This window comes from Enhygromyxa salina (assembly GCF_000737335.2).
GTDB lineage: Bacteria > Myxococcota_A > Polyangia > Nannocystales > Nannocystaceae > Plesiocystis > Plesiocystis salina_C.
In genome coordinates, this window is sequence record NZ_JMCC02000008.1 from 49,580 (window position 1) to 71,876 (window position 22,297).

Genomic DNA, 22,297 nt, shown 5'->3' on the forward strand with positions numbered 1-22,297 from the left:
GTGGGACCTGGATCTGATTCACCGCCGTGGAGCCGGACCAACCTGCTGATCGCAGCCGCGGCCGCGCGCCTTGGCGTCGAGGCGACGCCGCTTGGCAGCGAGCACAGCGATTTTTTCATGCGCCTGCGCTGGCCGGGCGCGCCCGAGGGGGCGCGGGCCGTGATCATCTCGAAGACCCGCTCACCGTTCTTGACCGAGGTCGCCCAGACGCTGGCCAACAACAAATTCATCTCGCGCGAGCTGCTGGCCAAGCGGGGGCTCCCGGTGATCTGCGGGGCGCTGTTCGACGAAGCCAGTGAGTTGGCGGAGAGCGGCCGCGCGGGCGCGCTGCTGGCCGAGCACGGCCGACTCGTCGTCAAGCCCAATTGGGGCAACCGCGGGATCGGCATCGTGACCAACGTCGTCGAGTTTCAGCAGCTGGTCGCGGCGATCGAGTTCGCGCGCGGCCACGATCGCGACGAGGAGGTCGTGGTCGAGCCGTTCGTGGCGGGCATCAACCTGCGCGTCGCGGTGATCGGTGATCAGGTCGCCGCTGCGGCGCAGATCAGCCGACCGCAGCTGCGCGGGGACGGCCAGCACACCGCCGCGCAGCTGCTCGACCAGCTCAACGCCGACGGGCGACGGGGCAGCTGGTCGCGGCCGAGCTTGGTGCCCCTCGATCAGATCGAGGCCGATCTGGTCGCCGAGCGCCTCGCGGTCGCCGGCTACGGCCTTCAGGATCGCTTGCCGCCCGGCGTGTGTGTCGAGCTGTGCTTCGAGGAGTCGGACGTGATCGATCGCAGCGACGAATTGGATCCTGGCTGGGCCGCGATCGCGGTCGAGGCCGCGAACGCCCTGGGCGTTGACGTGGCCGGCGTCGATCTGCGCGGGCCCGCGCATGTGTTGTTGCGCGGCGCGGCGGGGCCCGAGGCCGGCGACTCGAGTGGCTCGACCGCAGGCGTGCTCGAGGTCAACGCCCTGCCAGCCCTGCACCTGCACGCGCTGCCCACCGTGGGCCAGCCCCGGCCCGTGTTCGATCAATTTGTCGCCTATTGTTTGCAACTGCCCGGCGCGCCGCCGGCGTCTGCGGGAGTTCAGGTATGAACGAGAGCTCGAAGGTCAGGCGCCGCCGCCGAATCAAACAGATCGCGCTGGGGTTGTCGGTCGTCACGCTGGGCGTTGGCGCGGTCGTGCTCTCGCAGGCGTGGGTGCCGATCGGGCACGGCGCCAGCGGGCCCAGGCTCGAGCGCATGCAGGCGTCGCTGCAGTGGGACGGGGGCGGGTTCGAGAACCCCCAGCCGCTGTGGAACGACATGTGGGGCGGGGCCTGGGAGTTCCTCTTGGGCAGCGATCAATCGAGCCCCGAGCAGCCGCTGACGTTCGACGCGGGTGATCTGGCCCGGTTTGACAAGCCGCCGGCCACCGGCCTGCGCGTGACGTGGCTCGGGCACTCGACCAGCTTGATCGAGATCGACGGATACCGGGTGCTGACGGATCCAGTCTGGGGCGAGCGAACGTCGCCGGTCAGCTGGCTGGGGCCGTCGCGGTTCTTTCCTCCGCCGATCCCCCTTCAGGATCTGCCGCCGATCGATGCGGTGGTGATCTCGCATGATCACTACGACCACCTCGACTACCCAACGATCGACGCGATCAAGGACTGGGACGTTACCTTCGTGGTCCCGCTGGGTGTTGGCGCGCACCTCGAGTACTGGGGCGTGCCCATTGAAAACATCAAAGAACTCGACTGGTGGGATCGGACCCGCGTTGGCACCCTCGAGATCGTGTGCGCGCCAGCTCGCCACGCGTCTGGGCGCCAGCTGTTCGACCAAAACGCCACGCTGTGGGCTGGCTACGCCCTGCTTGGCCGCGATCATCAGGTGTTCTTCTCGGGTGACACCGGGCTGTTTCCGGGGATGACGGAGATCGGCGAGAAGCTTGGCCCCTTCGATCTGACGATGATCGAGACCGGCGCCTACGGGCAAGGGTGGCCGGACTGGCACATCGGGCCCGAGCAAGCCGTGCGTGCCCACCAGATGTTGCGCGGTGACGTCATGCTGCCGATCCACTGGGGGCTGTTCGACCTCGCGTCGCACGCCTGGACCGAGCCGATCGAGCGCACCTTGGTCGCGGCCGCGGAAGCGGGGGTCATCGTCGCGGCGCCGCGTCCAGGGGAGAGCTTCGAGCCCGAGGCGCTCGGGCCGATCGAACGGTGGTGGCCCGCCGTGCTGTGGCGGACCGCGAAGGAGTACCCGATCGTCTCCACCAAGGTTGACTAGTCCCGAGCTCTTCAAGGGGGCTTAAAAAAGCCCCCTCGCTTCGGCGGCGGAGCCCCCTTCGCTCACCCCAAACGCTCGCCTCGCGGATCGTGTTCGACACTGTTACGGGACGTCGCCCTCGAACACCGCGACCGTCCCGTCCGCGAGCAGGACCGCCAGCTCATCGTCGCCGTCGCCGTCGTGATCACCCACGCTCAACGCGACCGCCGGGCTGCCACCGGTGTCGAGCAGCACGTAGCACTCGCCAGCGCCAATGAACGCGTTGAGGTGCAGCCACAGCCCGTCGTCGGCGATCATCGCGATGTCGTTGACACCGCCGCCGTCGAAGTCGCCGCCCCGCATCAGCGAGACCACGCCAGGGAAGCCGAATTTGGCCAGGGCTCCGCCAGGCTGCGTCGGGTCCCAGGCCTCGAACATGGACCAGTCGCCGCTGTTGGAGGTCAGTCGACTCGCGCTGAACTCGAACTGGAAGTTCGACGCGAACAGAGCATGCGGCGTGGTGCCGCTCAGGATGAAGCTTGGATCGCTCGCGCCGCTGATGTCGAAGAACTCGATGTTGTTGTTGTCTGCGTAGGTCAGCGTGAAGCCGGAGAGCCCTGCGACCGCCGCGCTTGTCTGCGAGTTGTCGGTCAGCACCAGCGACCCGATCCCACCTTCGACGCGGGCACCCTCCGTGCCCCACATCAGCACCTCGTCCGGCGCCTCGCCGTCGAAGTCACCCGCGAGCATCCCAGCCGCGAGACCGATCGAGCTGGGGGTGGTGTCAGGCGGCGAGAAGCTCGCGACGCCGTCCGAGCTGTGCAGTGACTGGTTCGCGTCGAAGTGCAGCAACACGTCGTCGCCTGGGGCCATGTCGAGCTGGCCGCCAACCATCGCGTCGATCTTGGCCGAGCCGTCCACGCGCGCGCTGGTGGTTGGAATATCCACCCCGCTCTCGAACACGTGTAGTTCGGTCATGGTCGCGACGACCAGCTCGTCTGCGCCGTCGCCATCGACGTCGGCGAAGCTCAGGTTCAGCGCCTGTCCGGGGATCGGCAGCGGTGTCGGTAGCGGCAGGTCTGCAGCGCAGTAGGTCGCCCGCTCGGTCGGCAGGCAATAGTTGAAGTAACACTGCTCGAGCTCATCGCACTCGTAGTCGGCGAAGCACTCGTACTCGTAGATGTCGAATGAGCCGTCGTGGTGCTCGACGTAGTGACAGACCTGGTCGAGGCAGTAGTAGCCGGCCGGGCAGTCGCCGTCGGTGATGCACTCGGGATCCGTGTCGGTGCTGGTGTCGGAGGTCGGTTGGGTGTTGGTCGTGACGGTCGCGCCGTCGTCGGAACCGATCACCCGGTTCCCACAGCCGGCGAGCGCGAGCGTGACGCCAGCGAACAAATTCCAGGGTCGGGGATCGAAGGCGTCACGCATCGGCGGAGCATGCCATATGCCGATGTGTTTGAGCGGCGATCTGGTGTCAGCTCGGGCGAGCGCTTCTCGCCCGCTCGCTGACGCCTCCGTGGCGGACAGCAGCTCGAGACCCCGACGCCCAGGCCGGTCGAGTACTACACTGGCGGTGCGGACTTGGACTTGGACTCGGACGTGGGCGCAGGTTGGGAGATGCTAGCGAGCCGCCGCCCGAGCGCGTCCGCGAACGCGGCGTGGCCCTTGGGTGTCATGTGGATGTCCCCATCCAAGAACGCGCCGGGCTCGGCGTCGCGCAGCGTCTTGGTCACGTTCAGCGCCGGGATCCCCAGCTTGGTCGCGCTGGCGACGGCGTCGTCGAGCAGCGCCAGGGTGGGGCTGAGATCGGGCCCATCCTTCACGCCGTACTTGGCCCACTCGTTCGACGAGACCTGCACGTCGAAGGGCAACACGACGATCAGCAGCTCGGCGCCGTGCGAGTCACATAGATCGCGCAGCTCGGTGAAGTGATCCTCGAACACCGACCGCGGCAGATCCGGGGGCTCGGGCGGGACGAACTTGACGACCTGGCCAAGTTCCTCGCGCAGCACGGCGGCGCGGGCTTGCAACGCCTCTCGCTCGGCGACCGCCTGCTCGCGGGCCTGCTTGCGCGCGAGGGCGGCCCGGTAGGCCTCGGCCGTGACGGTGATGTTGCGGGCGGCCTCGCTGTAGCGCGAGCGCACGATCCCGCCGGGCCGGGCCTTCAAGATGTCCTCGTCTGCTTCGCGTTGACGATCGTCCCTGAGCTGCTGCGGACCCTGCTTGGCGTGGACCGAAGCGGGGTTGCGGGGGTCGAGCTTGGCCTCGATCGCGGCGAGCTCTTCTGCCAATCGCTGCTCGTGGGTGAGCGAGTCATTGTGTAGCTGCAGCGCCGTCGCGGCGGCGGCGTCGAGCTGGGCGTGGGTGCGCTCGCTGTCGACCAGCAGATCGCTCCAGTCGCCCTCGGACGGCAACCCACGGTCAACGCGGGCGAACCACGCTTCATCGCGCGAGTGCCACCAGCGGCGCGCCGCGTAGACCGTGTGCGAGCGCGACATCAGCCACTTGCGCCCCGGGAATTGCACGATGTCACCGGGGGCGGGCGCGGTCTCGATCTGGACCGCCCAGCCGTCCCAGATCGCGTGCCGCTGGGTGTTGGGCCGGTCGAGCTCAAAGGGATCGTTGAGGAAGTTGAGGACATAGACGACCCGGGCACCCGTGGCGTCGCGCTGCTCGAGCAGCTCGCGGGTCAGGGCCAAGTACTCGAGCGGGCCGTAGGTCGGGACCCCAGCGTTGAGCACGGTCCAGCCCCGCTCGGCCGCCAGCACGGCCGAGAAGGTCTGCGTGTCATCAACCCCAAGCCCAAACACCTGCGAGTCGCCGATCACCAGCACCTCACCCTCGCTGGGAGCCGGCCACTCGCGCCCGCGGTAGCCCTGCGAGTTGACCGTGATCGTGGTCAGCGGGTTGCTGCCCAGCTTGAAGTTCATCGCCGCGCCGGGCTCGAGGCGGACGCCAAGCTCGGGATCGGGCACGTAAAAATTGACGTGGGGGAACGCGTGGTGATCGCGGGTCGAGAACGCGAACTCGGTGAGCGCGAGGCCAACGCCGAGGCCCAGGGCCAGCTGGCCGGCGATCATCAGCCGCCGTCGCCATGGGGACCTGCCGGCCTGTCGCCGCGCCGACCCGCCGGTAAGCGGAGCCGGCTCGCTGGGCTGTCGTTCCGGCGTGTCCGCCTCGAGTGGGGGCTGAGGTGTCAACGGCATGGTGGCTTCGGGCGACACACGCTCGCCCGTGTGATCAGGTCTTGGCCGCGGGTCGGAGCTTCAGTCTACATGAGCGGTTCGCAGGCGGGCGAGCAGCCTCGGCCGAGCGCAATGCGGTCAGGGCTCACCCTCGGGCTTGGCCGGCTTCAAGGCAGCAGGCTGGGCCCGACGTGAGAACGGCCAGAGCAGCTCCTGCACCCACGTCGCCGGCTCGACCTGCTCGAGCCCAAACTCGCGCGGCCGCTCGGTGTTGATCTTGGCGGTGCCAAACACCACGTCCCAGACCAGCAAGAAATTGCCGTAGTTGCCGTGATAGTGGGTGACGCCGTCGGCCGCGTGCTTGCCATGGTGGGCGGCGTGGGTACACGGCGTCGAGATCGTGCGCGCGACCACCCACATCAGCGGCGCGAGCCAGCGGATCTTCACCAGCTTGGTGTCCCATCCCACGCTCGAGTGTGCGCTGATAATCACCGCCATCTTGGCGATGTAATAGACATAGTAGACCGGCGCGAACCCAAGGTGCAGCAGCACGCCCGACAGCCACAGACCCGGCATCATCGCGTAGTAGAGCAGGTTGTTGCGGTACACGACCCGGATCGATAGATACTCGGCCGAGTGGTGGGCCCGGTGCAGCAAGTTGAGCCGCGGCCAGGTGTGCGAGGCCCGATGCCACCAGTACTGCGTGAGGTCGTCGGCGATCAGCAAGGTCACGAACATCGCCCAGGCCGGCCACCCGGCGAGCGCGTTGGCGCTGCCTGGCGCGATCGCTTCGGTCGCCGCGGCGGAGCTCGTCATGATCACCGGGAGCACCAGGATCGGCAGCCCCAGCCCGGCGCCAAGGTCCAGCGCGAGGTCCTTGGCCGTGGTCTGTTCGCGGAACAAGAACCGGCCCCAGGCCAGCTCGAGGAGCGCGCCGCCAGCGAACATCGCGGTGATCACCAGGCGGTAGTCGATCATCGGGCCTGGGCTCCGGGGATCATGAAGCGGTTCTAGCCGAACGACTCCAACCGAGGAACGGCTCAGCGCTGGCGGATCGAGACCGCGAGCCGTTGGACGCGGACGTCCCCGTCTTCGGCGAGCGTTGCGAGCGAGCCCAACGAGGCGGCGAAGCTTGGATCGATGCGATCGATCGCGCGGAGGGCCTGCAGCCTGACCTCGGGGTCGGCGTGGGCCAGCAGGTCGACCATGCCGTGCTTGGCGGCATCGACCCCGAGCACGCCGAGCGATCGCGCCGTGTCAGCGCAGACCTTGTTGTCTTGATCCTGCAGCAGCCTGATCAGGCCCTCGGCTAGCTCGGCGCCGTCCTTGCGCGCGGCGATCGTGCGAGCTGCCGCCGCGCGGACGCTGGCGTCGCTGTCTTGCAGCCCGGCCATGAGCCCGACGTGGGCAGCGGGGGAGGGCGCTTGGCGACCAAGCGTACCCACCAACATCTCGCGGACGCGTGGGTCGGCCTCGCTGGAGATCAGCGGCGAGACGCGGTCGGCGTAGTCGGCGGTGGTCCGCCCAATCGCCTCGGCCAGAGCAGCCCGGACCTCTGGGGTGTCGCCGCCAGCGACCAAGCGCTCGATCAGGATCGGCGCGGCCTCGGGCGTGTTGATGATCGGATCGGTGATCCGCAGCCACCCCGCCCGGGTCTTCTGCGGCTGCAGTGCCATGATCTGATCGTGCAGCGATCCCTCGCCCGAGGCGCTCGCGGGGTTGGTGCCCGACTCGACCGTAGCCTGAGCGGGGACCGGCACCGGATCGATCGACCCCGCGCGGGGCTGGACCGAGTCCGGCTCGCCGCCGGGATCGCAGCCTGTCACCACCGCGAGCGCGCAGACGAGCGCGCCAAGACTGACAGATTGGACCAGATGAAACGTGAGAGCGTGCTTCGACATATGCTTGATCTCTTGGGGGCGGGCTCTAGTCGAGCAGGTGGGTGGCGACTTCCCACCAGTTGGCGATTGGCGTGCGCAGCACGTTGGTGCCGCAGTGAACCTCGCCAAGCGCGACGTGATAGGTGTTCCAGTCGTCGACGAAGATCGACTCGGTCCCGTCGGGCATCGACGCGGCGAACGAAGTGAGCAGCGGATCACTGCCCTGATCGCCGTTGTCGGCGCGCAAGAAGGGATCGGGGATGAACAGCTTGGTCGGCTCGCCCTCGACGTTGGCGACGATCAAGTTGGCCATTCCGGGGATCAGCGCGACCACGGCCCCGCCGCAGCCGTTGACCGGCTCGAAGATGCTGGGGACGCTGATGATGTCGCTGTCGTCGAGCGCGAACTCTTGCTTGAACTGGTCCCGGATCGGGTTGAGGTAGTCGTCGCGGACGTCGTCGTTGAGCGCGCGGAGGTTGGCGTCATCGACGATCTCGCCGACCGTGGCGAAGCCGTGGTCCGCCGCGTAGCGCGGCAGCGAAGTGTTGGGATCCATGCTCTCGAGCAGCTCGTAGCCAGCGTCGATGTCGCCAAGCAGGACCTTGAAGCCCTTCGGCGAGCTTGGATCGGGCACGAACGAGGCGAACTCGTCGACGTGGCCGACACACAGCCACGTGGTGTCGATCTCGACCGGGGCCTGCACCGTCTGTGAATGCAGGAAGTCCGCGAGGATGTCGTTGATGCCCCACTGCGGGGTCTTGCCGAAGTAGATCCGCCCAAACGGGTACTCGACCCCATCAACGGTGATCGGCGGCGTGGCTTCGAGGTTGCCAAACGAGTCGAAGCTGGTCTCTGTGCCGGGGACGCCCCAGGTCTGCTTGAAGATGTTGGGCTGGATGATCTGGCTGGGGAAGCTGTTGAGACCGCGGTCGCGGATCGAGTCGATGATGATGTTGATCCGACCGATCGGCGTGACCTGGGTAGCGAACTCGATCTCGTCTTGGATCCACACGTCGTAGCCGACGGTGTTGCCCGCGACCGGCGAGAACTTGCTGCCAAGCGCCGACGCGTAGCTGTTGATCATGGCGCTGTTGGTGCCCACGTCGACCACCCAAAAGTGCTCGGCTGGCTGCAGGTGGTGGTTCATGATCAGCGGCGCCGATCGGACCTCGACCTCGGCGGTTGCGACGATCTCACCGTCGGCGTCGAGGTGGTTGACCGTCAGCGCATAGCCGTGGTTGTAGTCGTCGAACTCGACTGAGAAGCGCTGCTCTTCGCCGTTGGGCGTGAACACGTAGGTGGTGCGGACCTCGCTGACGTCGTGGCCGAGCACCGGGCTGGTGCCGTGCCAGAACCGCACGAACTCGGGCTGGGCGCCGGCGAGGACCAGCTCGACTTGGTCGCCTTCGGCGAACCCGGTGAACGCCTCGGCGGGCATGACCCACTCGACGATGTCATCGTCTGCGTCGGTGGGGACCTCGAGCCAGTCGCGCTTGCCGCTGGCGTCGTCGTCGTCCGAGTTGGTGACGCCAAGCACATCGCCGAACTCCCACGGCCCTAGCTCCACGCCGGTGTCTTCGGTTCCGGTGTCGCCGGTGTCGGCCTCGCCCGCGTCGCCGACGTCTTCTTTGTCGTCGCCTTTGCAGCCCGCGAGCGACAGCGGGGCGACGATCATGCCGACGAGCGAGAGCGCCGCCACGCGCTTCGACATCGCAGTGGGAAAAGTAATGGGCCAGGTCGCTACACGCATCGTTGCGATAGTAGCCATTGGCGGCTGCAGGACAAAGCACGAACGGGGCGCGGGCCGGGGCTCGTTCGTGTGGTCACGCGCGCAGGTCGGTTCGCCTCTCTAGTGGCCCGCCAGCTCCGCTGGACACAGCTGGGGCGCGGCTCCAAGCGCGAACGTGCCGATCGGCGCCGAGGGCTCGTGGTCGCCGGCGCGTAGCTCGACCTGGCCGGTCTTGGTCAGCCATTCGAGCTCGACCGAGCGGGTGCGGAGCTCGGGGGGCCCGTCTCCAGCGATCGTCGCGGAGCGGGTCTTGGCGGCCCGCGTGAGCCCGATGAGCCAGCGTGGGGTCCCGCTTTGCAACATCAGGACGCCCAGCCGATCGACCGACCAAGTCGTCTCGATGTTGGCGCCAGGATCGATCGCGTGACCCTGCACCGACCACTCGATCACCAGCTCGGGGAGGCCGCCGGGGGCCAGCTGTTCGGTGCGCAGCTGTAGATCTGCCAAGTTCTCGTCGGCGTATCCGACCTCGGGATGATCGACCCAGGTCAGCTCGCTGGTGTACCAGCGTTGATCGAGGACGGCGTTGAGCACGAAGATCTCCCGGGACCCGCCGGCGCCGTGCTCGAGATACGAGAACACGGCGACCTTGCTGGCCCCGTCGAGCTCGAGGTCGTAGACCGTGACAGGGCCAGACTCACCCGCCGCGCTGTGTTCGTAGGCGCAGGTCGGCGGCGGGTCCCCCGGCGCGAGCGTGCGCAGGTAGGCCGGGCACAGGTGCGCCGGTGCTGGGCCGTGGTCGATCCACCCACACTCGCTGTGGCTGATGACCTCGGTCCCGCCCGTCAGCGTCGTCAGCCGGGCGGCGACCAACTCGTTGGGGCGGAGCTCCAGGCTCTTGGTGTAGTGCTCGGTCGCAACCGGGATGTCGGCGCGAGCCTCGGCCACGCGGCCAAGCTCGAACTCAATTGCGGCGCGGGTGTGGAGATCCGTGGCGTGGTGCAGCGCGCGGTCGAGGGTGGCTTGGGCCTGATCGAGCTGACCCGCCTCGAGCTGCGCCCAACCGAGCTCGCGCGAGATCGTGGGTTGGGTTGGGTTGATCGCAGCGGCCGCCTGCAGCTGCGCGATGCCGGTTGGGGGATCCTGGGCCGCGATCGCAGCGCGGCCGGCGTCGAGGTGGCCCTGCAGCGCCAGCTTCGAGCGCTCGAGCTGCTTGGCGGTTGGTGGCGTGAAGCGGTTGGTCGCCGGGGAGCGGGGCGCGGCGGGAGCGTTGGCGGTGGGGGTTGTGGGTGGGTTGGCGTCGGCGCGCGTGGCTGCTGCGGCTCGCTCGTGTGGGGGCGGTTCGGATCCGCCACATGCAGCTGCGAGGATCGCCAACGAGACGACGCAGGCCGATCCCAACGAGGCGCGCACGCGTCGATGGTGGCATGGCTTGACAGGGATCGCACGAGCCCAGACAAGCCCCAAAGCGCGAGCCGATGTTGCTCACCCTGGCGTGCCGTCGGCCCAACCCTCGAACCAACCAGCGTACTGCTCACGCAGCGTCCGCTTGAGGAACTTGCCCGTGGCCCCGCGCGGGATCTCGTCGCGGACCACGTAGGCGTCGGGCAGCCACCACTTCTCGAAGCGCGCGGCGAGGTAGGCCGTCAGCGCCGCCTCGTCGATCTGCTTGCCGTCTTTGGCCACGACCACCGCGATCGGTCGCTCGCTCCACTTGGGGTGGGGGACCGCGATCACGGCGGCCTCGGCGATGTCGGGGTGGCCCATCAACGCGTTCTCGAGCGCGACGGAGCTGATCCACTCGCCGCCCGACTTGACCAGATCTTTGGTGCGATCGGTCAGCTGCATGTAGCCGTGGGCGTCGATCGTCGCGACATCACCGGTTCGAAACCAGCCGTCGGTGGTCCACTTGTCTTGCGAGTCGACGCCGCCGTGGTAGCCGTTGGCGACCCACGGCCCGCGGACCTGCAGCTCGCCAATTTTAACGCCGTCCCACGCGACCTCGCGGCCCTCGTCATCGACGATGCGCATGTCGACGTAGGGCGGGGCGACCCCTTGCTTGGCGCGAATCTTCAGCTGCTCGGCCGCGGGCAGCTGCGCGTGCAGAGGCTGCAAGCGCGAGACGGATCCAAGCGGCGTGGTCTCGGTCATGCCCCACGCATGGATCACGCGCATGCCCAGCTCGTCCATGGCTGCGATCATGGACTCGGGCGCCGCCGAGCCGCCCACGACCATGCGCAAGCCCGGCTGCAAGGGCCACTTGCCCGGGTCTTGTTCGACCAGCTTCTTGATCCCCATCCAAATTGTCGGGACGCCCGCGCTGACGTTGACGCGCTCTTTGACCCACAGATCCAGCAGCGCGTCGGGCTGCAAGTGCGGGCCCGGGTTGACCTGCTTGGCGCCGACCATGGTCGCCGTGAACGGCAGACCCCACGCGTTGACGTGGAACATGGGCACGACCGGACACAAGGTGTCTTGCACCGACAGATCGAGCGAATCGGGCAGCGCCGAGGCCAAGCAATGCAGCACGGTGGCCCGGTGGCTGTAGACCACGCCCTTGGGCCGGCCCGTGGTGCCGGACGTGTAGCACATTGCGATCGGGTCATTCTCGTGGGCGGGCGGCGGCTGCCATTGCGCGGGGGCGCCCGCGCCGATCAGGCCCTCATAGTCGAGCAAGCCAGGCGGCAGCGCTTGGTCGGTCCAGCGGACCACGAAGATCCGCTCGAACGGCGGCGTGGGGCCAAACTTGGCCAGCAAGGGCAGCAGCACGTCGTCGATCACCAAGTAGCGATCCCCTGCGTCGGCCACGATATGGGCGAGGTCCTCGGGCGACAGCCGCAGGTTGAGCGTGTGGTACACGCCGCCGGCCAGCGGCACCCCAAAGTACACCTCCATGTGCGCGTGGTGGTTCCACATCAAGGTCGCTACGCGGTCGCCCTTTTGCAGGCCTGCCGCGAGCAGCCCGTGGGCCAGCGCGCGCGAGCGGGCGTACAGATCGGTGTAGGTGTGGCGGACCAGCGAGCGGTCGGGGGCCTGGCTGACGATCTCGATCTCGCCGAACAACTTGGCTGCCCGCGCGATCAAGTGGTGGGTCGTCAGCGGATAGTTCATCATCGTGGCGTGCATGTCGGCGTCCGGGACCGGCATCATGCCACGGGCGCTCAGGCGCGAGGGACGATACAGACGCCGATATCCTGGTACTCGGGCGGCGCCATTTCATCTTCGAAGAAGTCCGTGCACTCGGTCCCCGGCTGCGGGCACACAGGCTGGCTGAGGCTGCAGAAGCTCCCGCAGCAGGTCGCGCCATCGCAGTCTGGAAGCGTGGCGGCGGGCAAGCAGGCCAAGCCGGGCGTGCAGGCGGCGATGGCGTCGCAGGGTTGACCGAGCGCAGTATCTTGCGTGGTGAGCAAGCAGCTGAATTCGTCGTTGAGCCAATAGCAGCCCAACCCGTCCGGGCACGCTTGCAACAGCGGGTCGCAGGTCTCGATACACAAGCTGATCACCTCGTTGTTGGCGATCAAGCACGAGGTCTGTTGCGGGCATATCGGATCCTCGAGGGTGCCCGTACAAAAGTCGGCGCAGGTGCCCGTGTCGTCCTGTTTCACGTTCCAACAAAACGAGAAGGGGCCACAGTCGTCGGTCGCCTCGGCGATGCCGCCAGACAGGCAAGGCTCGCCGTGCTCGCCGTCACCCTGGACCGGCACGCACTTCTTGGCGTCCCAGACCCCGCCGACGCTCGCGTAGGGGACACGCGTGCGCTGAGCATAATTCAGCTCGGGCGAAACCTCGCCCGAGCTGAACACGAACAGAAGCGAGCAGCCTCAGCTGCCGAGGGCTTTGTCGAGCTCGGCGGCGACCGCTGCGGCGTCGGTCGCGTTGCCGACCCGGACGCCGTTGATGAACATCGTGGGCGTACCTTCAACGAACACCTCTTGGCCAAGCGCGAGCTCGTCGTCGACGGTCTGCTTGTAGGTGCCGTCGTCGAGCGCGGCCTTGAAGGCCTTCATGTCCAGGCCGATCTCTTCGGCGTACTTCTCGAGGTCTTCGCGACCGAGCGCCTTTTGATTGGCGAACAGCTTGTCGTGGAACTCCCAGAACTTGCCCTGGGCGTGGGCGGCCAGCGAGGCCTGTGCGGCGAGGTGGGCCTGCTGGTGGAAGCTGAGCGGGAACTGCCGGAACACGAAGCGCACGCGGTCGCCGTGCGACTTCTTGAGCTCGGTGAAGGCGGTCGCCGCGGCGCTGCAGTACGGGCATTGAAAGTCGGAGAACTCGACGATCGTGACCTTGGCGTCGGCGGGGCCGTAGCTGGGGACGTCGCCAGCGGCGATCTTCGCGACGGCCTCGGCCGGGAGCGGCTTGTTCTTGGCCTCCATGCGCTGCAGATCCGCGAGGACCTTGTCGTACTCGGCGGTCATCTGCTGGCACTGCTCGGCGGGCATCTTTGGCGCTTGGTCTTGGACCATCTTGCAGGTCTGGGTCTCGGGCCCAAGATCCTTGCACAGCCGATCCGTCAGCTCTTGGCAGACCTTGCCAGCGTCGGCCAGCTTCTGCGTGGTGAAGGCGAAGTCGGCCAGACCGGCTGCGCAGGCCTTGGGCGACAGCAGGGTCGTCGTCTGGGTGACCGCGGCGCAGGTCGGGTTCTGGGCGCCGCCGACCGCGTCACAGACTTGCTTGGCAAAGGTCGCGCACGAGTCGGTGGCGCCAGCACCCTCGGCCGCAACGGCTCCCTCGTCGGGCGTACCCTCAGCCGCAGCAGCGCCGGCTTCCTGGGCGCCTGCTTTGGTCGACCCCGCGGGCGGGGGAGCGTCACAGGCGAGTAGCGGGAGCCCTGCGAGGGCGAAGAGCATCGAGAAAGCGTTGACTTTCATCGGCGCACGATGTGCGAGCGCCGAACGGGTGTCAACACGGCGCAGCCGCAAAGACCCTGCTGCGTCTCGGTCCGGGCAATGCTTGCGTCGGGGAGACACGCGGCCAGCGCGGCATCGCCGCCCCGCCCCCTCGACGTGGAGCGGGCTTGGATCTGATGTCCTCGCGTGCCCGCTGAGCTGGTTGGCGTGGCGGGCCTAAGAAACGCGGCGGCCGGCGAGGATCTGCACGAACGATCGCATCTGCAGCTCCGCCTCGGTGAGCCCGGTGACCTCGATCTCCTCGAGCGACACAGCCCCACACCCGAGCGCGCGCAAGAAGTAGTTGAGCAGGCCCTGACCGGTCGCGGCGTCATCGAACACGTCGCCGACCAGCGTGGCCTTGGCGGCTTGGTCAATGAAGTTGCGCAAGCGCTTGGCCGCCGGCTCGAAGCTCTCGAGGAAGAACGCGTAGCAGGCCGCGTAGCGGATCGGCAGCTGGGCAGGGTGCAGGTCCCAACCTTGATAGTAGCCACGCGTGAGCGAGCGGCGAATGTGGCGATGACACAGGTGCCAGGCCGCGTGCACGGCCGCCCGGTTGTCGCGGGTCTGCTCCGATGTCAGATCCCCGCCGCGGTGCAGCGGGACCGGCATCACGTTGGTGGCGCCGTCCGACAAGAACACGCCGGTCTCCGCGAACGCGGCCTTCATGAGGTCCAGCGCGAAGTCGCAGGCGGGGTGGTCCATGCGCTGGTGGGCGGCCGTGACCCCGTAGCTGGCGGTGAAGTCGTAGGTGCCAAAGTGGGCGGCGACGCAGCGGCCCTCGGCGGCGGTCAACAGCTGCGGCAGCAGCAGCTGGCCGCGCTCGTCGTAGAGCCCGTGGGCCAGCTCGATCATCAGCTCGAGCTTCATGCTCCCAGGCGCGAGGCCGTGTCGGCGCTCGAGCACCTCGAAGGCGCGGACCAGCGTCGTGACCTGCTCGGGCACGGAGATCTTGGGCAGCGTGACCACGAAGTTGTTGGGCAGCGCCCCGGTCGCGCGCACGACCGTGCTGACGAACAGATCCAAGGTGCGAAGCGAGCGAACCAGCAGCGCGCCCTCGAGCGGCTTGATTCGGATCCCGCAAAACGGCGGCAGGGTGCCCGCGCTCATGCCCGCGGCGACCTCTTGCGCGGCGCCGACGGCGGTGGCGTCTTCTTCGTCGTCGGGGCGGTTGCCGTAGCCGTCTTCGAAGTCGAGCCGAAAGTCCTCGACGGGCTCGGTCTCGAGCTTGCCACGCACCCGATCGTAGACGGCGATCGCCAGCCAGGTGTTGGGATCATCGCGGCGCAGCGCGTCGGGATCCGTGATGTAGAGCGACTTGGCGGCGGCTTCGTCGCTCGTCAGCTCGCTGGATCCAGGCAGGCCAAGCGCCCGCGCGAAGGTGAAGGGATCGGGCGCGTAGCTGTCGAGGCTTCGCAGGGCCAGCTCGCCCAGCTTGGCGGCGGAGTTGCGGGAGAACAGGTGGGCGCCGCCGTAGACCACGTGCACGGGCTGGCGCGAGGCCGGCTCACCTGGGTGGCGCGCGGCGAAGCGCTCGCTCGCCGCCTCGAGCGTGGACAGAGTCGTGGTGAGCTCGCTGGCGAGGTCGCTTTGGTATTTGATCATGGGCACGGCGGTTCAGCTCCCGCGATAGGTCGAGTAGCCAAAGGGGTTGAGCAGCAGCGGTACGTGGTAGTGGGCGCTGGGATCGCTGACCAAGAACACGATCTCGGCCCACGGGTAGAAAAACTCCGGGGTCTCGAGCTGCTCGAAGTAGACGGCGGTGTCGAAGCGGATCCTGTGCACGCCTTCGCTGAGGCTGCCCGCCGCGAGCAGGTCCGTCACGCGCCCGTCGGCGTTGGTCGTGCCCTTGCCGAGCAGCTCCCAGGTTGGCTCGCCCGCGTCCAAGTCGACCCCCGACACGCTGTAGAGGGTGACAGGCACGCCAGCGGCCGGGCGCCCAAGGGCGGTGTCCAGCACGTGCGTGGTGATTGGGCTGCGCAGATCGGTCATGGCGAGGTCTTGTCGGTGGACAGGGCTTGAAGTCGCAAGCGGGTGATCTTGGCCTGCTCGGCGGCGGCGATCCGCAGCTCCTGCTCGGGGTCGTTGTGGAGCCGAGACTCGAGGATCTCGGCCATCGCGGCGGCGCTCTTGCCGGTCGCACACACGATGAAGATGTGTCCGTAGCAAGCCTCGTAGGCCAGGTTGCCGTCGCGCAGGCGCGCAAGCTCGGGCTCGGTCGCGCGCTGGGCCCCGGCTTGCTCGCTCGCGGCCAGGGCTGCGGTGCTCGAGAATTTTTCGCGCAGCGCCTCGATGCTGGCGCCGATCCGGGGGTGGTGATCGAAGGCCTCGAGGATGTCGGCGCGGCTCATGCCGGCCCAGATCTGCGCGGCGTGGGCATGGACCGCGTCATCGTGACCAAACGGGCGCGCCGCGAGCATGCCAGCGACCCAGGCCGAGGCGCCGCAGCAGCCAGTGAGTGCCGCCCGGGCCTCGGCTTCGGACATCGCGTCGAGCGTGCTGGCCACGCTCACGAGGGGTCTCCGTCTGCGTCACCAGCCGCGGCGCGGGGCTTGGGCGCGGGCTGGCCATACACGCGCAGCCGCGCGACGCCGCCGTCGGGAAAGGTCTCGAGCCGCACGTGCGTGAACGGGCCGCGGGCCTCGAGCTCGCTGATGAACTCGCGGCGATCGGGACCCAGCGCGTGCTCGGCAACGATCCGCTCCCAGCGATCCGCGGCGATCGACGAGGGCGGCAGCACCTCGTGCCAGCCGCCGTGGGACCGATCTTGGCCCAGCAGATCGGCCAAGCTCGCCCCGGGCGCGTGCACGCCCCACACCGAGCAGCGCTGGGCGTTGTTGCCGTGAAAGTGGCCGGTGTCGACCTCGATCACGCTGAGGCTGCCGGCCGCGCCGAGCTCGAGCAGGATCCAGTCGTGGCCGGGGCCGCGCTTGCGCCGGGTCTCCCAGCCGCCGCCCATGTACGTGGACCGGCCCGGCGCGATCAGGTTGTTCATGGGCGAGAAGAACATGTCGCTGCAAGCCAGCGCCCGGCCGCCGTTGCGCAGCGCGGCCAGGTCGACGTCGCCGGGGGAGATCGTTGGGTGCGTGGCTTGGTCGGGCTGGCGATCCCAATTGGGGATCACCCGGCCCATCGCGCGCAGCCGCGCGACGCCGCCGTCTGGGGTGATCGTCAGGCGCAGGTGGGTGATCGGGCGCGACTGCGTGACCGTGAACAGGTTGTGGCTGCCAGGCGCGAGCGCCGACTGCTCGAGCACGGGGAACCACTCTGGGCTGTCGGCCGCGGGCAGCTTGTCAACGGTGCGGGCGCCGGGGCAGTGGCACGCGTCGACCCGCGCGAGCGGGGCGTGGTTGCCAAGGAAGTGGCTGGTGTCCAGGTTCAGCGCGTGCAGCTGCCCGCGCACGCCAAGCTGAATCACGCACCAATCTTCGCCGACCGATCGCCGGCGGCGGCTCTCCCAGCCGTCCATCCACTTGCCGCGCTCGGTGTAGCGATCGGGATCGAAGATCGCCGGGGTCGTCGTGAGCAGGTTCGAGGCCTCGGCGAAGAATTCGTTGCTGCAGCCGAGCACCTCGGCGCCAAAGCTGGCGCTGGCGAGATCGACGAGGGCAGGGAAGCTGGGGGCGGGAGGGGCGGTGATCATGGGGTGCGTAGCAGCGGACGGCCGCGGGGGGCGGCGGCGAAGTGGGGGGTGCGATCGATGGCGTAGATCAGCTGGCCGCGCAACCACGTCCGGTGGATCCGGCCGCGCACGCGTCGGCCGAGCCACGGCGAGACCTTGTGGCGAAAGTGCAGGTGCTCGGCGCCAACGGTGAACTCTTGGTCGGGATCAAACGCGAACAGATCCGCGTCGTGGCCTTTGGCGATCGCGCCCTTGTGACCGGCGAGCCCGGTCATGCGCGCCGGGGCTGCGCTCATCCACTCGACCAGAGACTCGAGCGCGACGCCGCGCCGCGACGCCTCGGCCCACACGCTGGACAGCCCGAGCGAGAGCGAGGCGATGCCGCCCCACGCCTCCATGAACCCGCCGGCCTTGAGGTCGGGCGTGCACGGCGAGTGATCCGTGACGACCAGATCGATGACCCCCTCGCGCAGCGCGGACCACAGCCCCTCGCGGTTGGCGGCCTCGCGCACGGGCGGCGCGCACTTGAACAGGGTCGCGTCGGGGGGGACCTCTTCGGCGCACAGGCACAGGTAGTGCGGGCAGGTCTCGACGGTGATCGGCAGGCCTTCGGCCCTGGCTGCGCGCAGCGATGGGATCGCGCTGGCGGCCGAGAGGTGCACGATGTGGACCGCGCACCCGGTCTCGCGGCACAGGCGGATCAGCAGGGCGATCGCGGCCTCTTCCCACGCGGCGGGGCGCGCGTGCAGCCAGCACTCGTAGCGGGATGGATCTTCGTTGGGGGCCTGCGACGGGTCGGCGTGGACTGGGCCCTCGAGCTCGGCGTGGGCCAGCAGCGGGATCCCAGCCTTGGCCAGGGCGACCATCGCCTCGCGCAAGGTCGCCTCGTCGCTGGCCGGGAACTCGTCGATGCCCGAGTCGCACAAGAACGCCTTGGCCCCCAGGATCCCGCGGGCGGCCAGGCCCGGGAGCTCGCCCGCGTTGCCCGGGACGACGCCACCCCAGAACCCCGCGTCGATCCACAGGCAGCTGCGACAGTCCGCGAGCTTGGCCTCGAGGCCCGCGACCGTGGTCGTGACCGGCAGACAGTTGAGCGGCATGTCGACGAGGGTCGTGACCCCGCCAGCGGCGGCCGCAGCGGTCGCGGTGTCAAACCCTTCCCAGTGCGTGCGGCCCGGTTGGTTGACGTGCACGTGGCAGTCGACCAAGCCGGGCAGCAGCGCGAGCTCGCCCAGATCTACGCGGGCCAAGCCGGCCGGGACGGCCGTGATCTCGACGACGTCGAGGATCCGCTCACCCTCGATGATGACCGCCGCCGGGCCGACGCCTTCGGGGGTGTAGACCCGCTCGCTGGTGATGACGTGGCGATCGCTCGCTTCGATTGGCATGTCGCTCATCTGTTTGGGGCCCATCTTTCAGGGTGCGTCTTTCAGGGCGCGTCAGCGACCGCGTTGACGTCGGCGCCCTGGGCGATCCAAGCCGCGATGATGTCGCGCTCTTCGTCGGTCATCCCGGTTTGATTCGCCAGTGGCATGGTCTTGGCGATCACGACCACGCTGTTGATGCGTGGGGCCAGGCGCACGATGTGCTTGGGATCGTCGAACATGACCCCCTGCGGCGCCGCTTTGTAGGCCGCGTGGGTTGGCGAGGCCGAGTGACAGGTCACGCAGCGATCACCGACGATCGTGCGCACCTCTTCAAACGTGACCGTGCGGTAGTCTGCGTAGCTCTTGGGCTTGGTCACGAACGCCAGCGCGAGCATCGCCACGGCCGCGGCGGGGAGCAGCCAGACGTTGGAGATCCCGCGCCCGCGCAGGTTGAACCAGTGTCGGGTGCCGCCGCCGATCAACGACAGCGCCGCGAGGATCGCCCAGCTCCACCCGTGGCCGTAGGTGAACGGGAAGTGGTTGCTGATCATGATGAACAGCACCGGCAGCGTCATGTAGTTGTTGTGCAGCGAGCGCTGGCCCGCGTCGTGGTTCCACTTGGGATCGGGCTGGGTGCCGGCGACCATCGCCGCGACGGTCTTGCGCTGGTTGGGGATGATGACGAAGAACACGTTGGCCGCCATCATGGTCCCGAGCATCGCGCCAACGTGGATGTAGGCGGCGCGGCTGCCAAAGGTCATGAACAGGCCATAGGCCACGCCGGTCATCGCCGCGAACCCAACCAGCGCGAACACCCCCGCCATGCGCCCAAGCGGCGATCGGCAGGCGAGGTCATACACGACCCAACCGACGATCAGCGAGCCCACGCCGATCCCAACCGCGACGGCCGGGGACAGCTCGCGGACGGCGGCGTCGACCAAGAACTGATCGCTGTCGAGGTAATAGACGAAGGTCAACAACAGCGCGCCCGTGATCCAGGTCAGGTACGCCTCCCACTTGAACCAGTGCAGGACCTTGGGCAGCTGCGCGGGCGCGACCTTGTACTTGAGCACTCGGTAAAAGTGCCCGCCGTGGATCGACCACAGCTCGCCGTCGACCCCCTCGCCGCCGACCCCGTCCGGGTGCTCGGGCGGGCGGATGTGGTTGTTGAGCCAGTTGAAGTAAAACGAGGTCCCGATCCAGGCCGCGCCGAAGATCAGGTGGGCCCAGCGGACCACGAGCTCGAGCCAGTCGATGGCGTAGGTTCCCATGCGCGTGGCCGGGATGATTGCACGAGTCCGGCCGATTTTGGGCCAGGGGGCTACATCTGACGGTGCTCGGCGAGCGTGCAGCGATCCTGAACGACCTCGATCCCGGCCGCGATCAGCTGGGCGGCGACCTCGTCGTTGCGGATCCCCAGCTGAAACCACACGACGCGCGGTCGCGGCTGCATGCCAAGGAGATCGGCGAGGTGCTGGGGCAGGGCGCGCGGGTGGCGAAACACATCGACGATGTCGATCGGCCGCTGAAGCCCAGCCAGGTTGGGTTCGAAGGGCGCGCCCCAGCGGGACTCGCCGACGTGCAGGGGGTTGACCGGGATGATCTGGTAGCCGACCGCGTGGAGGTAGTCCGGCACGTAGAAGGCTGGACGCTCCGGTTTGAGCGAGGCACCAAGCACCGCGATCGTGCGCGCTTGGGTCAAGATCTCGCGCACCCGCGCGACGCTGTCGACCTCACCGACGACGCTCATTGCTGACCCCACCCGCCCTGACCATGACCGGCATGACCAGCATGACCAGCATGACCAGCATGACCACCGCCAAAGCTGCCAGGCTGGGCGTGCGGTGGCTGCTGGGCGTGTGGATGGTGGTGTTGCGGGGGCGCGTAGTGGGGCTGCTGCGCGTGGTGGGGCTGGGGCTGCTGCGCGTAGTGGGGCTGCTGCGCGTAGTGGGGCTGCTGCTGCTGCTGCTGCTGCTGCTGCTGCTGCTGCTGCTGTGCGTAGTGGGGCTGCTGCGCGTACTGAGGCTGTTGCTGAGGCTGTTGCTGACCCCACGCTTGCTGGCCCCACGCGCCTTGGGCCTGCTGCCAGTTGGCCTGGACGGGAGCGTGGGTCTGCACGCGCGCGTTGCAGTACGGGCAGGTGAGCTGCTCGCCCTCGAACACGATCTGGCTGCCGAGCGAGCCCCCGCAGCTCTGGCAGCGCTCCGCGATCTGGCCCCCGCGAGACAGCCGATCGAGCCGCAAGTAGCGACCGCTTGGACGGTGCATGACCAGCGGCAGCTGGTACTTGGCGATGTCGCGGTTGAGCATGGCCTGCGCCTCTGCGGGGGGCTTGCCGATGTGCGCGCCCAGCTCGGTGATCGAGAACGCGTCGTGCGAGCGGACGAACCCGACCATCTGTTCCTCCGTCGCGGTGCGTCGTTGGCCCAGCAGGCCGTTGCGGAGCAGCAGCCCGCCCGGGACCCCGAACAGGCCCCCGAGGATCACCAACCCCATCACGGCGCCCCCGTTGCCATCGATCGCGGCGAAGGGGATGCACAGCACGAACAGGCCGCCCGGAACGAGCAGCAGCGACCCGAGCACCTTGAGCAGGGAGTTCACGACCGCAGCTTAGCAGCTTGGGGGGGGCGGCTCAGCCCTGATTGATCTCGATTGAGCCGGTCCCGCCAGCGCTGCTGTCGAGGTTGATGAGCAGGATCTCGCCCTCGGACATTGGGATGATCAGGTCCTGCTGGGGCATGCATTCGTCCGAGAGGATCGGGAAGCAGTCGTACTCGCTGAACTCCAGCAGCCAGCCGTCCAAGCCATTCGAGAGCAAGGTGAACACGTAGGTGCCCGTCGACGGCGCGACGAATTGGTAGACTTGGTCGGGGCCGGTGCCGTCTAGCGAGCCGCAGCTGGACGTGAAGGTGTTGGATGCATCGGTGATGTCGACCGCGTTGCTGCCGAAGGTGAGCGGCAGCGCTTCGACGGCCTCGGGGCACACGGGCGGCCCGCCGTAGTCGGCCCCGCTCGATTCGGTGTCGGTCTCGGTGTCGCCGTCGCCGTCGCCGAGGGTCGTGCCGCTCTCGGTGGTCGTCGGGTCGGTGGTCGTGCCGCTCTCGCTGGTGGTCGTGTCGGTGTCGGTGCCGGTGGTGGCGGTGGTCTCGCCCGCGTCGTCCGGCTCGGGCTTGCACGCCAGCAACATCAAGCCAGCCGCGAGCGCGACCGAGGAGATCCGGGCCGAGGTCGGTGCCGGCGTGACAGCCAGCGGGACCGCGCAAAATGGACAGGCGAGCGCGTCAGTGCGGACGTGGCGATGGCAGCCAGAGCAAGGGATCATCGCGCCAGTGTACCAGAGCGGCAGCGACGCGAGAACGAGTCTAGCGAATGTCGTCGCAAGCGGGCGAGCAGC

The 22,297-nt window shown here is 68.3% G+C and carries 20 protein-coding genes; 2 read left to right on the plus strand and 18 right to left on the minus strand.

What is annotated here, in order from left to right; translation table 11 throughout:
• Together DB30_RS03895 and DB30_RS03900 are read left to right on the plus strand one after the other, a co-directional pair.
• Window positions 1-1,083, plus strand: coding sequence for a hypothetical protein (locus DB30_RS03895; protein ID WP_052546616.1), 1,083 nt, complete (start codon window positions 1-3; stop codon window positions 1,081-1,083).
• Window positions 1,080-2,255, plus strand: a complete 1,176-nt coding sequence (locus tag DB30_RS03900; protein WP_052546617.1) for an MBL fold metallo-hydrolase — start codon at window positions 1,080-1,082, stop codon at window positions 2,253-2,255. Before DB30_RS03895 ends, DB30_RS03900 begins: the two co-directional genes overlap by 4 nt.
• A 102-nt stretch (window positions 2,256-2,357) precedes the next feature.
• On the opposite strand, the gene DB30_RS03905 is transcribed toward DB30_RS03900, so the two are convergent.
• From DB30_RS03905 to DB30_RS03990, 18 genes are all read right to left on the minus strand, one after another.
• Window positions 2,358-3,662 (minus strand): hypothetical protein, encoded by a 1,305-nt coding sequence (locus DB30_RS03905; protein ID WP_146657993.1) that lies wholly within the window; start codon window positions 3,660-3,662, stop codon window positions 2,358-2,360.
• 134 nt (window positions 3,663-3,796) lie between these two features.
• The gene (locus DB30_RS03910) at window positions 3,797-5,314 is read right to left on the minus strand and encodes an alginate O-acetyltransferase AlgX-related protein (RefSeq protein ID WP_052546619.1); all 1,518 of its coding nucleotides are present in this window, start codon (window positions 5,312-5,314) and stop codon (window positions 3,797-3,799) included.
• A gap of 243 nt (window positions 5,315-5,557) precedes the next feature.
• A complete protein-coding gene (locus tag DB30_RS03915; protein ID WP_052546620.1) occupies window positions 5,558-6,397 on the minus strand; it encodes a sterol desaturase family protein in 840 nt (279 codons plus the stop codon).
• Between the two features lie 62 nt (window positions 6,398-6,459).
• On the minus strand, window positions 6,460-7,320 hold the full coding sequence (locus DB30_RS03920; RefSeq protein WP_052546621.1) for a HEAT repeat domain-containing protein: 861 nt from the start codon (window positions 7,318-7,320) through the stop codon (window positions 6,460-6,462).
• A gap of 25 nt (window positions 7,321-7,345) precedes the next feature.
• The gene (locus tag DB30_RS03925; protein WP_052546622.1) at window positions 7,346-9,010 is read right to left on the minus strand and encodes a protein-arginine deiminase family protein; all 1,665 of its coding nucleotides are present in this window, start codon (window positions 9,008-9,010) and stop codon (window positions 7,346-7,348) included.
• A 138-nt stretch (window positions 9,011-9,148) separates the two neighbouring features.
• Window positions 9,149-10,441: a tetratricopeptide repeat protein gene (locus tag DB30_RS03930; protein ID WP_052546623.1), complete on the minus strand. Its 1,293-nt coding sequence runs from the start codon at window positions 10,439-10,441 to the stop codon at window positions 9,149-9,151.
• 72 nt (window positions 10,442-10,513) lie between these two features.
• Window positions 10,514-12,154: a long-chain fatty acid--CoA ligase gene (locus DB30_RS03935; protein WP_052546676.1), complete on the minus strand. Its 1,641-nt coding sequence runs from the start codon at window positions 12,152-12,154 to the stop codon at window positions 10,514-10,516.
• A gap of 35 nt (window positions 12,155-12,189) precedes the next feature.
• A complete protein-coding gene (locus tag DB30_RS03940; RefSeq protein ID WP_052546624.1) occupies window positions 12,190-12,831 on the minus strand; it encodes a hypothetical protein in 642 nt (213 codons plus the stop codon).
• An 18-nt stretch (window positions 12,832-12,849) separates the two neighbouring features.
• Complete coding sequence (locus DB30_RS03945) at window positions 12,850-13,896, minus strand: DsbA family protein (RefSeq protein ID WP_052546625.1); 1,047 nt, start codon at window positions 13,894-13,896, stop codon at window positions 12,850-12,852.
• Between the two features lie 195 nt (window positions 13,897-14,091).
• Window positions 14,092-15,519: a DUF6986 family protein gene (locus DB30_RS03950; protein WP_052546626.1), complete on the minus strand. Its 1,428-nt coding sequence runs from the start codon at window positions 15,517-15,519 to the stop codon at window positions 14,092-14,094.
• 12 nt (window positions 15,520-15,531) lie between these two features.
• A complete protein-coding gene (uraH, locus tag DB30_RS03955) occupies window positions 15,532-15,906 on the minus strand; it encodes a hydroxyisourate hydrolase (RefSeq protein ID WP_205632902.1) in 375 nt (124 codons plus the stop codon).
• On the minus strand, window positions 15,903-16,427 hold the full coding sequence (uraD, locus tag DB30_RS03960) for a 2-oxo-4-hydroxy-4-carboxy-5-ureidoimidazoline decarboxylase (RefSeq protein ID WP_240480159.1): 525 nt from the start codon (window positions 16,425-16,427) through the stop codon (window positions 15,903-15,905). The genes uraH and uraD overlap by 4 nt, the downstream gene beginning before the upstream one ends.
• Window positions 16,424-17,557, minus strand: coding sequence for an allantoicase (gene alc, locus DB30_RS03965; protein ID WP_052546627.1), 1,134 nt, complete (start codon window positions 17,555-17,557; stop codon window positions 16,424-16,426). Before alc ends, uraD begins: the two co-directional genes overlap by 4 nt.
• The gene (gene allB, locus DB30_RS03970; protein WP_240480160.1) at window positions 17,554-18,933 is read right to left on the minus strand and encodes an allantoinase AllB; all 1,380 of its coding nucleotides are present in this window, start codon (window positions 18,931-18,933) and stop codon (window positions 17,554-17,556) included. Before allB ends, alc begins: the two co-directional genes overlap by 4 nt.
• A gap of 32 nt (window positions 18,934-18,965) precedes the next feature.
• A complete protein-coding gene (locus tag DB30_RS03975) occupies window positions 18,966-20,174 on the minus strand; it encodes a urate hydroxylase PuuD (RefSeq protein ID WP_052546628.1) in 1,209 nt (402 codons plus the stop codon).
• Window positions 20,175-20,224: 50 nt separating this feature from the next.
• Window positions 20,225-20,653, minus strand: a complete 429-nt coding sequence (locus DB30_RS03980) for a CoA-binding protein (protein WP_052546629.1) — start codon at window positions 20,651-20,653, stop codon at window positions 20,225-20,227.
• Window positions 20,650-21,504: a hypothetical protein gene (locus DB30_RS03985; RefSeq protein ID WP_052546630.1), complete on the minus strand. Its 855-nt coding sequence runs from the start codon at window positions 21,502-21,504 to the stop codon at window positions 20,650-20,652. The genes DB30_RS03980 and DB30_RS03985 overlap by 4 nt, the downstream gene beginning before the upstream one ends.
• 31 nt (window positions 21,505-21,535) lie before the next feature.
• Window positions 21,536-22,225 carry a hypothetical protein gene (locus tag DB30_RS03990; protein ID WP_052546631.1) on the minus strand — a complete coding sequence of 230 codons (690 nt, stop codon included), beginning with the start codon at window positions 22,223-22,225 and terminating at the stop codon, window positions 21,536-21,538.
• Between the last annotated feature and the right edge of the window lie 72 nt (window positions 22,226-22,297).

What these genes read in the sequence shown, in the direction of transcription:
- DB30_RS03900 (WP_052546617.1), top strand. Translation starts at nt 1,080, where the DNA reads ATGAACGAGAGCTCGAAGGTCAGGCGCCGCCGCCGAATCAAACAGATC.
- DB30_RS03905 (WP_146657993.1), bottom strand. Translation starts at nt 3,662, where the DNA reads ATGCGTGACGCCTTCGATCCCCGACCCTGGAATTTGTTCGCTGGCGTC.
- DB30_RS03910 (WP_052546619.1), bottom strand. Translation starts at nt 5,314, where the DNA reads ATGATCGCCGGCCAGCTGGCCCTGGGCCTCGGCGTTGGCCTCGCGCTC.
- DB30_RS03915 (WP_052546620.1), bottom strand. Translation starts at nt 6,397, where the DNA reads ATGATCGACTACCGCCTGGTGATCACCGCGATGTTCGCTGGCGGCGCG.
- DB30_RS03920 (WP_052546621.1), bottom strand. Translation starts at nt 7,320, where the DNA reads ATGTCGAAGCACGCTCTCACGTTTCATCTGGTCCAATCTGTCAGTCTT.
- DB30_RS03925 (WP_052546622.1), bottom strand. Translation starts at nt 9,010, where the DNA reads ATGTCGAAGCGCGTGGCGGCGCTCTCGCTCGTCGGCATGATCGTCGCC.
- DB30_RS03935 (WP_052546676.1), bottom strand. Translation starts at nt 12,154, where the DNA reads ATGCACGCCACGATGATGAACTATCCGCTGACGACCCACCACTTGATC.
- DB30_RS03945 (WP_052546625.1), bottom strand. Translation starts at nt 13,896, where the DNA reads ATGAAAGTCAACGCTTTCTCGATGCTCTTCGCCCTCGCAGGGCTCCCG.
- DB30_RS03950 (WP_052546626.1), bottom strand. Translation starts at nt 15,519, where the DNA reads ATGATCAAATACCAAAGCGACCTCGCCAGCGAGCTCACCACGACTCTG.
- uraH (WP_205632902.1), bottom strand. Translation starts at nt 15,906, where the DNA reads ATGACCGATCTGCGCAGCCCAATCACCACGCACGTGCTGGACACCGCC.
- alc (WP_052546627.1), bottom strand. Translation starts at nt 17,557, where the DNA reads ATGATCACCGCCCCTCCCGCCCCCAGCTTCCCTGCCCTCGTCGATCTC.
- allB (WP_240480160.1), bottom strand. Translation starts at nt 18,933, where the DNA reads ATGAGCGACATGCCAATCGAAGCGAGCGATCGCCACGTCATCACCAGC.
- DB30_RS03975 (WP_052546628.1), bottom strand. Translation starts at nt 20,174, where the DNA reads ATGGGAACCTACGCCATCGACTGGCTCGAGCTCGTGGTCCGCTGGGCC.
- DB30_RS03980 (WP_052546629.1), bottom strand. Translation starts at nt 20,653, where the DNA reads ATGAGCGTCGTCGGTGAGGTCGACAGCGTCGCGCGGGTGCGCGAGATC.
- DB30_RS03990 (WP_052546631.1), bottom strand. Translation starts at nt 22,225, where the DNA reads ATGATCCCTTGCTCTGGCTGCCATCGCCACGTCCGCACTGACGCGCTC.